Origin of the sequence: Thermotoga sp. RQ2, assembly GCF_000019625.1 — a bacterium.
Classification (GTDB): Bacteria; Thermotogota; Thermotogae; order Thermotogales; family Thermotogaceae; genus Thermotoga; species Thermotoga maritima.
On record NC_010483.1, the window covers coordinates 1,569,700 to 1,581,815 of the forward strand.

The following is a 12,116-nucleotide window of genomic DNA, read 5'->3' on the forward strand; positions in this document are numbered from 1 at the left end:
AAGGATGGTGGACCACGTTCATTTCGAAAGGGAACTGACCCTTCTGAAATCGGACGTTTCAAAGATGCTCTTTCTTGTTTCAGAATCTCTGAACGATGCGATAGAAAGCCTCGAAACCATGAACGAGACACTCGCAAAAAAAGTGCTCGACTCAGACGATATGATAGATGAACTGAACAGGGAGATAGAGGAAAAGGCCTATCAGATCATAGCAAGGTACAACCCCATCCTCAAACAGCTCAGATACATCATCACTATCCTGAAGTTTTCCAACGACCTGGAAAGGATCGGAGACCTTTCCTGCAACATCGCTGAGAAATGTCTGTTTCTCTCCGAAAGGAAGATCCGGTTTGAGATGCTGAAGGAAATAAAGGACATGTTCGGAAGTACACTGAGGGTGGTTCAGGACTCTTTCAAGGCCTTTGTCGAAGAAGACGTGGACTCTGCCTACAGGCTCTGGAAGTTCGACGACGTGATAGACGAGATGGAAAAGAAGATCAGAAGAATCGTGGTGGAAAGAATAAGGGAGGGAAACATCTCGGCCGAGCTGGCGCTGGTTTACATACTCATCGCAAGAGACCTTGAGAGGGTGGGAGATCACGCCAACAACCTCTGTGAGGAGGTCATATACATAGAAACGGGAAAAAACATGAAGGAATTCCTGAGGGGTGTTGAGAGTGGGAGTGAAGGTGCTGATAGCTGAAGACGACGAAGACATAAGGAGCGTGTTGAAGAGATACCTGGAAACCGAAGGATACGAGTGCGACGAAGCAGAGTCCCTTTTCGATCTCAAGAAAAAACTCTCTGAAGGAACGTACAACGTGCTTCTCCTCGATCTCATGTTTCCCGACGGTGTGGCGATGGACGAAATTCCCGAGATGAAAGTTTCTCACCCGGAAATGGCCATCATCATCATCTCGGCAAGGGACAGGGACATGGACCGCATCTTTGGAATAGAGCTCGGAGCGGATGATTACGTGACAAAACCTTTCAATCCAAGGGAAGTTCTCGCACGTGTGAAAGCGGTTCTGAGAAGGATGGGGAAAGAACAGAAGGTACTGAGATTTGGAAGACTCGAGATCTTTCCAGAGGATTACATAGTCAGATACGATGGAAAAAACGTTGAGATGACAGCCAAAGAGTTCGAGCTTTTGAAACTCCTCGCCACGACCCCGAACAAGGTCTTTTCAAGAGAGGAGATCCTGAACAGGGTGTGGGGAGACGATTACGTCTCTGACAGGGTAGTGGATGTCCACATCAGCGCCATTCGATCGAAGATAGGAAAGGGATGGATAAAAACGGTGAGGGGATTGGGATACAAGTTTTCAACACGGGGTGATGAGGGTGATAGAGCTTGAAGATCTCGATCATATCAGAGAAGCGATCGTGATACTGAAGGGCCTGGAAGTGGAAGGTGCGAACAAACCGGGTGAGAAACTCGGCTTCAAAAAGGGAAAGAATCTGATGTCGATCTTCACGTGCAAGGAAATGGATAGATTCATCAGAGATGTTCAAGAAAGAAAGAATTTCTCCCTTGAAACAAACGCCTATTTTTTTGAACTCCACTCGAAAAGGTTCGTCTCCCTCCGCTACCTTCCGAAGAAGAGTCTTCTCTTTGTGAACGATCTCACCGAGGAGAGAACTCTCAGCGAGGCAAAACTCGATTTTGTAACGGCCGTCTCCCACGAGCTGTTCACACCTCTTTCTGCGTCAAAGGCAAACGTTTTTCTTCTGAAGGACATAGAAAACGATCCAGAAAAACTCGAAATACTCGGAAAAGTTGAGCGCTCCTTGGACAGAATGGAAACGATCATCAGACAGCTCAAGGTGCTCACCATGATACAGCTGAGACTTTACGAACTCAAGATGGAGCACATTCCTGTCGAAGAAGTCGTTCACATGGTCTTGGAAGAGCTTCGAGAAAAGATCGAGTCAAAGAAGATCAAGGTAAACGTTTTTGTGGATGTTGAAACAATCGAAACTGACAGGTTCGTGTTCCACACGATCTTGAAGAACCTTGTTTCAAACGCCGTGAAGTACTCTTATCCCGATTCTGTGGTGGAGATTTCTATCACCGGTGAAAGACTGAGTGTGAAAGATCAGGGAATCGGTATCAAAGAAGAGGAGAAGAGCAGGATATTCGAGCGCTTCTACAGAGGTTCAGAAGCACTCAAGATGGCGCCCGGTTCTGGCCTGGGACTTTCCATAGTGAAACACCTGTGCGACACGATAGGTTACAGGCTGGAAGTGAACTCTCAGTGGCTCGTTGGATCAGAGTTCATCGTTCACTTCAAATGATGAACTCCTCTTCTTCCCACGTTTTCCCCTCCGGGTTGTGCCACCCGCCTTCTCTCGTGCACCAGGCTGGGAGTGGAAACTTCACCGTGAGAGGAAGGTTCAAGAACGGCTGATCTATGATCACTTCTCCCTGTCTCAAGAGTGCTGCTTTTCTCTTGTAGTGCTCTGTGAGATGCGAGTATTCGGGTTTTATGAGTTCGGCTCCTTTCTGCCTGCCCACAACCACCGTAGCGGCTTGCGTGATTACCCTGTAATCCACTTCGGAAGCGGTCTGTTCGGCTCCAATGAGGATCACTCTGAAAGATCTTCCTCTTTCCGCCACATCTCTGAAGATGTTCGCAAGGGCTCCTCCGCCGTGTCTTGGTGCGTACTTGTTCAGCTCGTCCAGGAAAATGAAAACGGGCTGGGTGAAACCGCTGTTTCTTTCTTTTTCTCTCATTACCTCGGAAAGAATCGCACCTACAACGAACGCCTGTGCGCGTTCTCTCAACTTCGAAATGTCGATGACTGTGACCCTTCCCGGCACGTTCCAGTCGATCCGATAGTTGGTCTGCCACGGTTCCACTTTCAGAGGCGGTTTCACCCAGAGTCTGTCGAAGTCCATCTTTTGAGCGGCTTTCAATCTCCTGATCAGCATCCCGATCGTCTGCTTCTGGACGTGTTCTCCCAGGAGATACTCTCTTGTCCTTCCACCTTCTCCAAGATCTTTTATCAAACTATCGAGATCAAGTGGAAGATCCACGACTTCACCTTTCTTCATCACCACTTCGCGCAGTGCTTCTGACGGCAGTTTTTTTCTGTCAACGATGTATCCCTCTTTCAGAAATTCCTGGTACATCTCTTCCATTCTCTGGGAAAGGTGCTCCTGGAGGGACCAGACCGCGAGCTGAAAGTTCTGGTTTCTCGTCATCTCATCTGGATCGAACATGAGTTCCAGAAGGTTCATTTCGACGATGTCGAACACGTCCCAGCCGTAAACGTTCACACCGATCAATCTCTTGTTGACATCCGGTATGTAAGCTCCCTTCTCCCTGCTGGGAGCGTAGAATGCGACATTTTCAAAAGGTTTTGGTTCAATGCCGAGAACCCTGTACATTTCATCCCATTTCTCCCTTTCTGAATACCACTCCTTCGAAATGCGATCGAGAAACAGCAGACTCTCTCCCTTCACGTTGAAGATGATGTATCTCGCCTCTCTCAGCTCTCTCATCAGATCTCCATCGTTTTTGCTGGACGTTTCTATCATCGACTTGACGAGGAACGTGGTGTAAGACGTTTTCGCCGCAACACCGGACTGTCCGGAGACGTTTATGTGGGCTCCGTTGTCTCCCAGGATGTATCTCAAATCGAGATAAGCCGGCCTTCCGTTCTTCAGCAAGCCAACTGGCAGTGCAACGTTCTTTCTCTTCAACTCATCGAATCCAAGGGCGATGTCTATCTCCTCATCTCCGACGAGAAAGACGGGGGAGCCTATGTTTGGAGGGATCTCCGGAGCGTCTTCGAGGAGCTTGTCTCCTTCTTTCAGAAACGATCTTGTCACCTTCACCTTCGCGATGTATATCGGATAGGCAGGTTTCAACTTCTCGAGTGCAACTTCCTCTTCGTAGCCGTTTCTCAAATCTCCATCCCATCTGTTCTGTATATCAACGATCATTCCGTACGTGACGACGGTGCCGTACCCCGTGAGGTACTCAACCTTCACAACATCCTCTATCTGAGCGAATACCTTGTACGCTTCTCCTGGCTTTTCGGCGGTCATTCGAACGAAGAATTCGTACGGACTGGACTGGAATATACCGGTGACAACCCCTATCTTTCTTCCGCTCATTTACCTATCCCTCCTCGATGAGCTGTTTTCTGTACATTCTACTGTACATGCCATCCCTGATCATCAATTCCTCGTGAGTGCCCTCTTCTATCACTCTTCCCTCGTGCAAGACATATATCCTGTCGGCGTTTTTCAACACCTTCAATCGATGTGTTATGACGACGATCGTTTTTCCTTTCATTCCTTTTCTGATCGAATCTATGATCCTCTCTTCGGTTTCAGGGTCAACGGCCGAGAGACAGTCGTCGAATATGTAAACTTCGAAATCTCTTATGAGAGCGCGGGCTATGGTGATTCTCTGTTTCTGACCGCCCGAAAGCGTCACACCTCTTTCCCCAACGATCGTGTCGAATTTTTCTGGAAAGCTCATGATATCGTCGTAGACGGCCGCAAGTTTTGTCACTTCTTCGATCTTTTTCTCATCGACGTTTTCCAAACCGACCGTTATGTTGTTTCTCACCGTGTCTGAGAACAGAAACGTTTCCTGCGGAACCAGAGTGACGATGGATCTGATATTCTCCGAAGAAACGTCGTTTATGTCCACACCGTTTATGAATATCTTTCCCCTTTCCACCGGATAGAGCTTCACGAGAAGCTTTGCTATCGTGGACTTTCCACTTCCAACACTGCCGGCGATGCCTATCATTTCTCCCCTGTTTATCTTCATGGTGACGTTTTTCAGAACTTCACGTTCTGTTCCGGGGTATCTGTAGGTCAGGTTTCTCACTTCAAAACTTTCAAAGTGATCTATCCTGATCGGCTTCTCGGGTTCTTTAACTTCGGGTTGAGCGGTGAAGATCGTGTCCAGACGTCTCATAGCCGCTCTTCCCCTCTGGAACAGATCCACCATGAAACCGTAGGCCATCATCGGCCAGACGAGCATTCCAAGGTAAGAATTGAAGGCTATGAAATCACCGAGAGAGATCTTCCCGTTTATAACGGCTCTTCCACCGTAGAGAAGGGCGAGGAAAAAAGCGGTCGAAGCGATAAGATTGATGAGGGGCCTGAAAACGCTGGAGACTTTGATTGCACTGAGAGTGTCTTCGTAGTTTTTGAGTGCCCTGTTTTCAAATATCTTGAATGAGACGTCTTCCACCGAGAAGCTCTTCACAATGCGCACACTCGAAATCGTTTCTTCGGTGAACCCGGAAAGTTCCGAGAAGGATCTCTGAACTTCCGATACTTTTCTGTGTATGAGTCGTCCAAAGCTCATCGAAACAGGGGCAAGAAGCAAAAGCGGCGCAAAGCTGATCCAGGAGAGCTTCCAACCCACGTTACCTATCATGAAGAAAAAGACCATCACGATCATGATGAAAGAATCGAAGAAGAGTATCGCACCCTGGCCGAGCACTCTTCTCAGAAGGCTCAGATCGTTGGTGAACCTTGCCATGAGTTCACCGCTTTTCATTCGATCGAAGAAACCGGGAGTGAGACTGAGCAGCTTTGAGAACATCTTGTTCGATGTCTCGAGGAAAAACTTTCTTGCAGTGCCACCAAAGAAGAATCTCCAGAAGAACCTTCCAATAAACATCCCGCTCGCGGCGGCCATCACCCAAAACAACATTATTTTGAGTGTATCGAAGTTCATCGTTTCTGTGTTCAGCATGTCAACGATCTTTCCGATGACACGTGGAATGTAGACTTGAAGGAGGTCCACCGCGATGAGTGAAAGAACACCGAGAAGGTATTTGTGCCAGTTTCTCTTCAGGAAATCAACGAGAATTGAGGAAGTCTTCAATTCTATCCAGCGCCTCCGTAAGTCTTTCTATAGATGTGGCAAAAGAAAGCCTCACAAATCCAGGCTTCAGAAAAGCGGATCCTGGAACGAGTGCAACCTTCTTTTCTTCGAGGAGCCTTTCACAGAATTTCACATCGTCACCCCGGACTTTGAAAAAGAGGTAGAACGCACCTTCTGGTTCCACGAACTTAACACCCATCTTTTTCAATCTTTCCACCACGAAATTTTTTCTTTCTTTAAAGGTCTGAACCATGTAAGAGTTGTCCACTTCCAGAGCCTTCAAGGCGGCGTACTGTGCTACCGTGTTGATACAGGAGGTGGTGTGAGACTGGATCTTCGACACAGCGGTCGCTACTTTTTCGCTCGATATCAGGTAACCCACCCTCCAGCCGGTCATGGAGTGAGACTTCGAGAAGCCGTTTATGTAAACTATCCGGTCGAATCCTTCAGAAACATCGAGTATCGATGTGAATTCATCCGTGTAAACAAGGGAATCGTAGACTTCGTCGCTGATTATGTAGAAATTCCTCTTCTTGGCAAGTCTCACAAGTCCTTCAAGGAACTCTCTTCTGTACACCACACCAGTGGGATTGTTCGGCGAGTTGATAAGAACGGCTTTCGTTTTCCCAACAAGAAGCCCTTCCACCTCTTCCAGACTGGGCTGGAAATTTTTACTCATGAACGTCTCAACCACGTTCACCGTGCCACCAGCAAGGATGATCTGAGGAATGTAGCTGACCCAGACGGGAGAAAACACGATCACTTCGTCACCGGGATCAAGAAGGGCCATGAAAGCATTGAACAGAGCCTGTTTCGCTCCATTCGTCACCACGACCTGATCCGGTGAGATATCTTTTTTGTATCTCTCGCCTATCCTTTTCGCTATACCCTCTCTGAGTTCGTAGATACCACGAGGATCTGTGTATTTCACTTCTCCTTTCTGGAGAAATCTCATCGCTTCTTCCACGACGGGTTCCGGTGTGGGAAAATCCGGCTCACCAGCCGTTAGATTGATCACGTCTTCTCCCTTTTTTATGAGGGCTTTGGCCTTCGCGTCGAGTTCCATGGTTTTCGATATGGGAATCTCTGATATTCTCCTGGATACCATTTAGAACCCCCCCTGGTCGTGGTTTCATATTTAATACTACCACAAAGATCCGATTTAGACAGGTTAAACTTCTCATGTTATTCTTTTAAAAGAAAGGAGGAGTAAGGAATGGAAGCGGTGATTTTCGACATGGATGGAGTGCTCATGGACACAGAGCCTCTCTACTTCGAAGCTTACAGAAGAGTCGCGGAAAGCTATGGAAAACCTTACACGGAGGATCTCCACAGGAGAATAATGGGAGTTCCTGAAAGAGAAGGTCTTCCCATCCTCATGGAAGCTCTGGAGATAAAAGATTCTCTGGAGAACTTCAAAAAGAGGGTCCACGAAGAAAAAAAGCGCGTTTTCTCTGAGCTTCTCAAGGAAAATCCGGGTGTAAGAGAGGCGCTCGAGTTCGTAAAGAGCGAAAGAATAAAACTCGCGCTCGCAACCTCCACACCACAGCGAGAAGCGCTGGAGAGATTGAGAAGACTCGATCTCGAAAAGTACTTCGACGTCATGGTGTTCGGTGATCAGGTGAAGAACGGAAAGCCTGATCCAGAGATATACCTTCTCGTTCTGGAAAGGTTGAATGTGGTCCCAGAGAAGGTTGTGGTCTTCGAAGACTCAAAGAGCGGTGTTGAAGCCGCAAAAAGCGCCGGCATAGAAAGAATCTATGGAGTCGTTCACTCTTTGAACGACGGTAAAGCGCTTCTTGAAGCGGGTGCGGTTGCTCTGGTGAAACCCGAGGAAATCCTGAACGTTCTCAAAGAGGTTCTTTAAATCTGTTCGTGATCGGCATTCTCCAGTCTTTCCCAAAAGCTCTCGTGGAGATCTTCACGCCGATAGCGGCCTGTTTTCTCTTGTATTCGTTCTTTCGTATCATTTCCGTCACGTCGAGCACGGTCTTCCTGTCGAAGCCTTTTGATGCGATTTCTTCTGGATCGAGCCCTTCTTCTATGTAGAGTCTCAGTATTTCATCGAGCACCTCGTACGGTGGTAGTTTCTCCTGGTCCGTCTGGCCCGGCCTGAGCTCCGCCGTTGGGGGTTTCACGAAGATGTTTTCCGGAATGATCTCTTTTCCTCTCCAGCTGTTGTACCATCTTCCTATTCTGTAAACGTCTGTCTTGTAAACATCCTTTATAACGGCGAATCCTCCCGCCATGTCTCCGTAGAGAGTCGCGTATCCCGTTGCCATCTCGCTTTTGTTTCCCGTTGTGAGAACGAGCCATCCGAACTTGTTGGAAAGTGCCATGAGGTAGTTTCCTCTGATCCTCGCCTGAAGATTCTCTTCGGTTATATCTGGTTCTCGCCCAGCGAAAACGCCTTTGAGTGTTTCGAGGTAGGAGTGAAACACATCCGTGATGGGAATGATGAAAGTCTCTATGCCCAGATTTTTTGCCAGTGTTTGCGCGTCTTCGATACTTTCTTTTGAGGTGTACATGGACGGCATGAGGACACCTTTCACGTTCTCTTTTCCCAGGGCTTCTGTTGCTATGACCGCGACGAGGGAAGAGTCCATTCCCCCACTGAGCCCTATCACGACCTTTTCAAAACCGTTTTTCCTCACGTAGTCTCTCAGACCCGTGATCAGAGCCCTGAACATCTCTTCTTCTCTCACAGGAAGAGGATTCACCACCGGTTCAAAATGCCCGGATTTCTCCCGGAGATTTCCCGCTTCCACGGTTTTCACCGGATAGTTCTGAGTCTTCATGTACCTTCTTCTAGGATCTACCAGTGAGACTCTGAGGTTCTCGTCCAGATCCAGATCCACCGTGATGATCTCCTCTTCGAAGAGCTTTCCGTAGTTTATGACCTCTCCTGAAGCGTCAACCACCATGCTTCCTCCATCGAAAACGAGCTCGTCCTGACCCCCGACCATGTTGCAGTAGGCCATGGCCACGTGATAGTCGTAAGCCTTCATGGAAAGATAGTCCTTTCTCAGAACAGGTTTCCCCACGTGGTAGGGAGAAGCCGAAAGATTCGCTATGAGATGAACTCCCTCACCCAAGGAAAGCGAGGCGCTCGGTTCCACTGGATTCCAAATGTCTTCGCAGATGGTAACTCCCACTTTGATGTTGCCTATTTTCACGACGAGGAGTTCCTCTCCGGGTTTGAAGTATCTTCTCTCATCGAAAACCCCGTAGTTCGGCAGAGATATCTTCCTATACACTCCAAGGATCTCACCGCCTTTCACAACTGCGGCGGCGTTGTACGCATCCTCGTCGCTGTCTATGAAGCCCATCAAGACGGTAACACCGAGATTTCTTGTATGCTGAGCGAACTTCTGGAGGTATTTTCTGTTCTCTCTGAGGAATGAGAGCCTGAGCATGAGGTCTTCGGGAGGATAACCGGGAAGAAAGAGCTCCGGGAAGACAAGGAGATCACTTCCCCGGTCTTCCGCCACTCTGAGGGCTTCTATTGCCTTCTTCAGATTTCCCTCGAAGTCTCCAAGGGTCGGATTAAGCTGAGCCAGTGTCACTCTCAGTCTTTTCATAGGATCCCTCCATTATCCGGTACATCGAGTAGACCAGAACGACTCTCAAGAGATTCGATATTATGGAACCCAGGTACGGTATGAACCAGACGATGAACACAACGGCTGCAGCGAGGAAAACGTCCACCGTCTTTTCCCCTTTGAACACCATTCTGTAGTTCTTTTCCAGGACGCTGGAAGGAGATTCGTCTTTAGCGGAGAGCAGGGGGACAAAGAAGAGAAACATGAAGGCCACAAAACCGGGAAGGACGAACAGAGAAAAACCAGCACTTACCGTCAACCCGTAAAACGCTGAAAACACGAGAAGACTGAGAAGATTTTCTCTTCTTCTTGGAACCAGAAGTAGTCCCATCAACAATGCGAGCAGTACCTCTTCAAAGAGTTTTATGACGAAGAAATCGAAGCTCAGAAAATCGTACTTTCCGGCAAAGATGTAAAGCACTTCCGTCACAAACCCCAGAACGAGAGCCATAACGCTTATCACAGCGAGTTTTGTATTTTGAACTATCTCCCTGAATCCTTTAACGAAACTCTCGATCACACTTATCCCCCCTCACCTCCGTACTCGATTCTCCAGTCTGAGGATACCTTCCCAACGACTGTTCCATCCACTCTGGCCAGAACCTCGTCCACCTTTTGTTTTTCCACGATCAGAAACATTCCAACACCCATGTTGAAGGTGTTGACCGCTTCGTTGAAGTCTACATATTTCAATATCCAATCAACGAAGTCCCTCTTTGGTAGAGAAACGTGCGCCCCAAGCTTTCCGAGGACTCTCTTCAGCGCCCTCACCACTCCCCCGCCGGTCACGTGTGCGATCCCTTTCACCAGATCGAACAACTCGATGACTTCTCTGTATATGCGTGTTCCTTTCAGGAGTTCAAAGGGAAGTTCTTCGATCTTTATGGATTCCTCCTTTATGATCCTTCTTATGAGGGACCAGCCGTTCGAGTGGAATCCCGATGACGGAATACCAACGATCACATCCCCTTCTTTTATCTTATCAACCGGTATCCGTTTTTCTAAAACGCCGACAGCGAACCCCACAGCGTCCCAGTCTCCACGATACACATCGGGCATCTCAGCGGTCTCACCGCCCACCAGTTTCACATCCACGCTGTCAAGGACGTTTACGAGCTCTTTTATGAACGACTCGTGTTCTTCGGAGATTCTCTCGACCCCAAGGTAGTCCAGAAAGGCCACAGGCCTCGCTCCCACGCAGACCAGATCGTTGTAGTTCATACCCACAAGGTCCTCAGCCGCGTAGCGCCAGGTCCCGTGCTTTCTGTGAAGGATGAGTTTGGTGCCGATCCCATCGGCCGTTACAACAACGGGGGGAGTTGTGATCGTGAGTATGGAAGCGTATCCCGTGGGCTCTTTCATCACCCATTCAGGAAGTTTTACAGCGCTTTTTATAGTTTTTGCGAAGCTTTCTCCCCTCTCGACATCGACTCCTGCTTCTCTGTAAGTGTATTTCATAGAGCGATATCCCTCCTGTAGGTCTTACCTTCGAAGTGGACCTTTTCCGCGAGTTCGTAAGCCTTTCTTCGTGCCTCTTCTTTCGTCTCTCCCGTTCCCATGCAGTGAAGAACACGACCGCCATTGGTTACGAGTTTTCCATCTTTCTCCGCGACTCCCGCGAAGAATATGAGACCTTCTTCGGGAAGGGTGATCTCTTTGCCCTTTTCGGGAGCGTCGGGATAGCCCCTCGCTGCGAGAACCACGTCCACGGCGAATCCACGCGGTTCCACCGGCTCCATTTTACCACCGCGGTATCCCTCGAGAACCGCGTTGACAAATCCTTCGGGATTCAACGTCACTATCACTTCTGTTTCTGGATCGCCCAGTCTCACGTTGTACTCGAGTATGTAGGGATCACCATCGTGGAGCATGAGACCCAAGTAGAGGAACCCCCGGTACGCGTAGCCTTCTTTCTCCACTCCCCACAGAGTCTTATCGAAGAGCTCTTCGATCTTTTTGATCGTATCGGAAGGGATTTCTACAGGCCCCCAGGAGCCCATACCTCCCGTGTTCGGTCCCCTGTCACCGTCCATCAGTCTCTTGTAATCTCTGACGAAGGGAAGGATCACGAAATTTCTTCCATTCACGACCGCCATGGCGGAAAGCTCGTTCCCGGCGAGAAATTCATCTATCACAACAGGGCCTTTCACACCTTTTATGAGCTCTCCGATGATGAGTTTCGATCCCTTTTCGATGGTTTCTTCCTTAGAGTCGAGGATCAGAACACCCTTTCCTCGAGCGAGCCCGTCCGCCTTTATCACGTAAGGAGGAGAGAATTTTTTTATCTTCTCTCTCAATTCCTCTGGAGTTTCTGCCACTTCGAAACGAGCGGTTCTTATACCGTACTTCTTCATGAACCTTTTGGCATAGACCTTGGATCCTTCGAGCCTTGCGACCTCTTTCACCGGGCCAAAGACGTTGGATCTCCAGTTCGAGACCCCTTCTACCAGGAATTCCTCGGATCCCGGTATCACGATGTCTTCTTCGGGAATGGCTTTCAAGGTTTTTTCCCCTTCATAGGGATGGTTCGTTCCATCTCTCTTCGTTCCGGCGTTTCCCGGATAGAAGTGGACTTCGTACCCCTGCTTTGCGAAAGCCCATCCTATCGCGTGTTCCCTTCCTCCAGAACCGAGTATGTGTACCCTCACCG

General features: G+C 48.7%; 11 protein-coding genes. 4 read left to right on the forward strand and 7 right to left on the reverse strand.

Annotated features, from left to right (window positions below; all coding sequences use genetic code 11):
• The first annotated feature begins 4 nt into the window (after positions 1 to 4).
• Genes phoU through TRQ2_RS08075 form a run of 3 tightly spaced genes read left to right on the forward strand, consistent with a single transcriptional unit; the run spans position 5 to position 2,298 of the window.
• Positions 5 to 703, forward strand: coding sequence for a phosphate signaling complex protein PhoU (gene phoU / locus TRQ2_RS08065; protein WP_012311193.1), 699 nt, complete (start codon positions 5 to 7; stop codon positions 701 to 703).
• Positions 678 to 1,358, forward strand: a complete 681-nt coding sequence (locus TRQ2_RS08070; RefSeq protein ID WP_004080003.1) for a response regulator transcription factor — start codon at positions 678 to 680, stop codon at positions 1,356 to 1,358. The genes phoU and TRQ2_RS08070 overlap by 26 nt, the downstream gene beginning before the upstream one ends.
• Positions 1,339 to 2,298 (forward strand): HAMP domain-containing sensor histidine kinase, encoded by a 960-nt coding sequence (locus tag TRQ2_RS08075; RefSeq protein ID WP_004080004.1) that lies wholly within the window; start codon positions 1,339 to 1,341, stop codon positions 2,296 to 2,298. Before TRQ2_RS08070 ends, TRQ2_RS08075 begins: the two co-directional genes overlap by 20 nt.
• On the opposite strand, the gene TRQ2_RS08080 is transcribed toward TRQ2_RS08075, so the two are convergent.
• The 3 genes from TRQ2_RS08080 to aspC are packed head-to-tail and all read right to left on the reverse strand — an operon-like array spanning position 2,291 to position 6,972.
• Entirely contained in the window at positions 2,291 to 4,126 is a 1,836-nt protein-coding gene (locus TRQ2_RS08080; protein ID WP_011943943.1) for an ATP-binding protein, read from the reverse strand. The genes TRQ2_RS08075 and TRQ2_RS08080 overlap by 8 nt on opposite strands.
• A gap of 4 nt (positions 4,127 to 4,130) precedes the next feature.
• Positions 4,131 to 5,864, reverse strand: coding sequence for an ABC transporter ATP-binding protein (locus TRQ2_RS08085; protein ID WP_012311194.1), 1,734 nt, complete (start codon positions 5,862 to 5,864; stop codon positions 4,131 to 4,133).
• The gene (aspC, locus tag TRQ2_RS08090) at positions 5,839 to 6,972 is read right to left on the reverse strand and encodes an aspartate aminotransferase (RefSeq protein WP_011943945.1); all 1,134 of its coding nucleotides are present in this window, start codon (positions 6,970 to 6,972) and stop codon (positions 5,839 to 5,841) included. The genes TRQ2_RS08085 and aspC overlap by 26 nt, the downstream gene beginning before the upstream one ends.
• A gap of 108 nt (positions 6,973 to 7,080) precedes the next feature.
• On the opposite strand from aspC, the gene TRQ2_RS08095 reads away from it, so the two are divergent.
• The gene (locus TRQ2_RS08095; protein WP_012311195.1) at positions 7,081 to 7,731 is read left to right on the forward strand and encodes an HAD family phosphatase; all 651 of its coding nucleotides are present in this window, start codon (positions 7,081 to 7,083) and stop codon (positions 7,729 to 7,731) included.
• On the opposite strand, the gene TRQ2_RS08100 is transcribed toward TRQ2_RS08095, so the two are convergent.
• From TRQ2_RS08100 to purD, 4 genes are read right to left on the reverse strand one after another with little or no spacing between them, the layout of a single operon-like run.
• Positions 7,715 to 9,445, reverse strand: a complete 1,731-nt coding sequence (locus TRQ2_RS08100; protein ID WP_012311196.1) for an NAD+ synthase — start codon at positions 9,443 to 9,445, stop codon at positions 7,715 to 7,717. The two genes, TRQ2_RS08095 and TRQ2_RS08100, sit on opposite strands and share 17 nt — an antisense overlap.
• On the reverse strand, positions 9,411 to 9,986 hold the full coding sequence (locus TRQ2_RS08105; protein WP_004080011.1) for a hypothetical protein: 576 nt from the start codon (positions 9,984 to 9,986) through the stop codon (positions 9,411 to 9,413). Before TRQ2_RS08105 ends, TRQ2_RS08100 begins: the two co-directional genes overlap by 35 nt.
• A 2-nt stretch (positions 9,987 to 9,988) precedes the next feature.
• Positions 9,989 to 10,924 (reverse strand): phosphoribosylformylglycinamidine cyclo-ligase, encoded by a 936-nt coding sequence (gene purM / locus TRQ2_RS08110; RefSeq protein WP_004080012.1) that lies wholly within the window; start codon positions 10,922 to 10,924, stop codon positions 9,989 to 9,991.
• Entirely contained in the window at positions 10,921 to 12,114 is a 1,194-nt protein-coding gene (gene purD, locus TRQ2_RS08115; RefSeq protein WP_004080013.1) for a phosphoribosylamine--glycine ligase, read from the reverse strand. Before purD ends, purM begins: the two co-directional genes overlap by 4 nt.
• Positions 12,115 to 12,116: the final 2 nt, after the last annotated feature.

Coding starts and splice junctions, on each gene's coding strand:
- phoU (WP_012311193.1), top strand. CDS start 5: ATGGTGGACCACGTTCATTTCGAAAGGGAACTGACCCTTCTGAAATCG.
- TRQ2_RS08075 (WP_004080004.1), top strand. CDS start 1,339: ATGAGGGTGATAGAGCTTGAAGATCTCGATCATATCAGAGAAGCGATC.
- TRQ2_RS08080 (WP_011943943.1), bottom strand. CDS start 4,126: ATGAGCGGAAGAAAGATAGGGGTTGTCACCGGTATATTCCAGTCCAGT.
- aspC (WP_011943945.1), bottom strand. CDS start 6,972: ATGGTATCCAGGAGAATATCAGAGATTCCCATATCGAAAACCATGGAA.
- TRQ2_RS08095 (WP_012311195.1), top strand. CDS start 7,081: ATGGAAGCGGTGATTTTCGACATGGATGGAGTGCTCATGGACACAGAG.
- TRQ2_RS08100 (WP_012311196.1), bottom strand. CDS start 9,445: ATGAAAAGACTGAGAGTGACACTGGCTCAGCTTAATCCGACCCTTGGA.
- purM (WP_004080012.1), bottom strand. CDS start 10,924: ATGAAATACACTTACAGAGAAGCAGGAGTCGATGTCGAGAGGGGAGAA.